The organism is Armatimonadota bacterium (assembly GCA_020354555.1).
Classification (GTDB): Bacteria; Armatimonadota; Hebobacteria.
The window spans coordinates 619,850-622,872 of record CP070648.1 but is presented as its reverse complement, the minus strand read 5'-3'; the positions used below and the strand labels follow the sequence as shown (position 1 = coordinate 622,872).

Genomic DNA, 3,023 nt, shown 5'->3' with positions numbered 1-3,023 from the left:
CATCAGGGCCGCGTCGAGCTTCACCGCCAGCTTGCCCGTGACGGGCGAAGCGCCCGCGAACACGCCGACGGTGCGCTCGCGGTTGCCATGGAGCCAGATGTCGCCGCCGTTTTCGACGATCACCTCGCGGGAATGAGCGGCGAGGCCGCGGCCGACGCGTTCCGCGATCGCGCCGGCGACGGCTGCCATGGGCCCGACGCCGGCGAGTTCCGCAGCCGCAGCCATGGCGCGGGCGATCTCGGGCGCATCGTCGCGCAGGCGATACGGCCGCAGGGCCCCCTTGAATCCCGGGTCGCGCTTGATGTACGCCTCGAGCTCGCCGCGGCAGGCGCGGACAATTTCGCGGGCATCCTCGGACAGGTCGCGCTCGGCGGCGATGAGGAGATCCGTCTGCAGCACCTTGACCTCGAAGGTGACGAGGCCGGAGCTGGCGGTGCGGCGGTATGTGCGCTCGACGTATTCGGGCATTGGTCTTGGGTGTTAGGGGCGCGGCATGCCGTGCCCCAACCTGCCACATGGGCCGCTGCGCCATGCGGCCTGCATCCGCGTTCCTCTCAGTACTGGAGCTGCATGGCGCGAGTCGGACAGGCCGTGAGACACTGCTCGCAGACGACGCACTGGGCGGGCTCAAAGGCGACCGCCATACTCGGCCGCTCGATGCTGAGCGCCCCTACCTGGCACACCGCGAGGCATGCGCCGCAGTGCGTGCAGCGCTCCTCGATGCGGATGATATCCTGCGCGATGGGCTGAATGCGCAGCCCGAGTCCGCGCAGGTACTCCAGCCCACGCTCGCAGGCGTCGGCGTTGCCCAGCAGCTCAAGCACCATCAACCCCTCTTGCTCGGGCGTGATGGCCGCCTTGAGGATGTTGAACATGACGCCGTAATCGCTCGTCAGGTAGCAGATGATGGGCTTGTCCACTTTCTCTTTCGGGAAGTGGATGACGACCTTGCCCTGTGATTCCAACGAGTTCACTGCCATGTGATTGCCTCCATTGATTATAGAGTCTCATGTATTACCGCAGCACCGGTAATACACGTAAATTCTTCCGGACGAGGTCCATTTGGGAGGTGCCCCGCCGTCCCTTGCGTCCTTCCCTAATACACGAACCTCAATAGGTCAGGCGCCGGCCGCCGCTCGCGGCGGCCGGCGCAGTGCGATGTCAGTCCTCGACGGGCCGCTCGTTGAGCAGCTTGAAGGCGTAGCCGGAATCCGGGCCGGGCAGCGCTTCCGCCGGCTCGCCAAGCAGGAATTGCCCCGACGCGACCCAGTTCTTCAGCGTCTCGGCGATCTGCTTCGCCATCGGGTAGCTGGACAGCGGCACGGTCTCGATCCGCTTCCCGTTGACGTCAATCGCGCCGGACTTCAGGTCGGTGTAGCTGACCTCCGCGAGGCTGCCGGGCTGCACCGTCGGATAGGCCTCGCTGTAGTCTATGACCTGGGCCTTGATGTCGGCGTCGCTGACCGCAGTCCGCTCGGCTAGTTCCTCGTCGAGTATCGGGATCGGAATCCCGAGTCCGACGACGAGGGTGCCGCCGTAGCCCTGGAACGAGGCGCCGCGCAGCCACTCGGCGCTCATGCTCTTGAGGTCCCCGGTGACGGCCATCGTACCCGCGCCCGCGCGGGGCACCTGGTTGTCGGTACGAGGGGCAACCGGGTTGTGCTGCGTGCCCTTGCCCGTGACGTAACCGACGCCGCCGCCGAGGAAGATCCTCGTGCCCATGCCGATCGTGCGATAGGTCGGATCGTTAAGCAGCGGCGAGAGCTGACCGGCGCTGCAGTAGTTGGCGTTGCCGAGTCGCGGCTTGAGCACGCCCATATAGGTGTAAATGGTCTTATCGCTCACGTTGACGGCGACGTTGTAGTTCTGGTACCCGTTGCGCGGGTTGAACAGGAACGCCTCGTTGAGGTCGGCGATGTTGATCCACGTCGCGAGGCGCTTGCGCGGATAGCAGTCGGTGCCGTAGGCGACGGCCTCGAGGCGGATATCCTTGCCCGCGACTAGTTCCTCAATGACGTGGCCGCCTCCGTACTTGAATTCGCCGGGGAAGACCTGGTTGCGCGGGTCGTCCTCGCCGAGGGCGGTGGCGCCGATGTAGAGGTCCACTGCGGCCAGGCCGGCGTAGGCGGTGACGCCGTTAAGCGTCACGCGGCCGCCGCCGAGCTTGATGCGTGGTTTGGCGTGTCCGATATTGATGAACGCGCCGCTGGAGCACATGGCGCCGAAGGTGCCGGTGGTCACGACATCCACCTGTTTGGCTGCCTCTTTGGCGCCTTTCTCCTTGACGACGTCAATCATCTCTTCCGCGGTGACGACGACAGCTTCACCGCGGCGTATGCGGTCATTTATCTCAGCGTATGTCTTAGGCATTGTAACCTCCCGGCGACGGCTCATGCGCCGCACGAAATCATGTATCATCGGGCCGACGGAAACGGCAATGGGCCCTGTGGTGCCCGGGACTGGCCGGGCGGGTGAAGGGTGCGAGGTTGAGCGACTGCGTGGAGCACCGCGGCTGCGGCGCGCTCCCTCCGGTCGGTTGCGGAGGGCACGCAGCCGCTAGCGCATGGCCATGGCCGGGAGCATGGACGACGGGAAGACGCGTCGGAGCGCAACGAGCGGGAGCGCGGAAGCGCTGCTCGCAGCGGCCTCAGTCGTGAAACGCGATCTGTCCGGTGTTCGATCCATTTCGGCCTATGAGCCCGGAGCGCCGTCGGTCTTGCGATCGATCCGGCCCTCGGGTCTTTATAAGTCTTCCACAGAAGCGGCAGGGCTGTCAAGAGCGCGGAGACCGGTTTCTCATCTCGCGGCGCGCGGTCGGGCGGGGCACGCGGCAAGGCCGGGATGTCGTCGTGCACCGTCGGGCGACATGGCGGCGCCCGGCGCCAGGATAACTCAACTGGCGCGACGAACCAAAGGCAATCATTCGTGAAGCGACGGTACGTTGGGCTACATTATCCATCGGCAGCGCAGGTTGGCACTGCCGGGTTCTCGCATTCCGAGCTTGGGCTCGCGGGGTTATTCAT

Annotated in this window: 3 protein-coding genes; all 3 read right to left on the bottom strand. The window is 65.6% G+C overall.

The features are described 5' to 3' along the window. Positions 1-468, bottom strand: a 468-nt coding sequence (locus JSV65_02575; GenBank protein UCH35256.1) for a UPF0280 family protein, incomplete at its 3' end; no start/stop codon positions are given. Positions 469-554: 86 nt separating this feature from the next. Then, complete coding sequence (locus JSV65_02570; GenBank protein ID UCH35255.1) at positions 555-980, bottom strand: 4Fe-4S binding protein; 426 nt, start codon at positions 978-980, stop codon at positions 555-557. Between the two features lie 181 nt (positions 981-1,161). Next, positions 1,162-2,370 carry a homocysteine biosynthesis protein gene (locus JSV65_02565; GenBank protein UCH35254.1) on the bottom strand — a complete coding sequence of 403 codons (1,209 nt, stop codon included), beginning with the start codon at positions 2,368-2,370 and terminating at the stop codon, positions 1,162-1,164. Positions 2,371-3,023: the final 653 nt, after the last annotated feature.

Excerpts from the sequence above, each read along its gene's own strand:
- JSV65_02570 (UCH35255.1), bottom strand. The coding sequence starts at position 980 with ATGGCAGTGAACTCGTTGGAATCACAGGGCAAGGTCGTCATCCACTTC.
- JSV65_02565 (UCH35254.1), bottom strand. The coding sequence starts at position 2,370 with ATGCCTAAGACATACGCTGAGATAAATGACCGCATACGCCGCGGTGAA.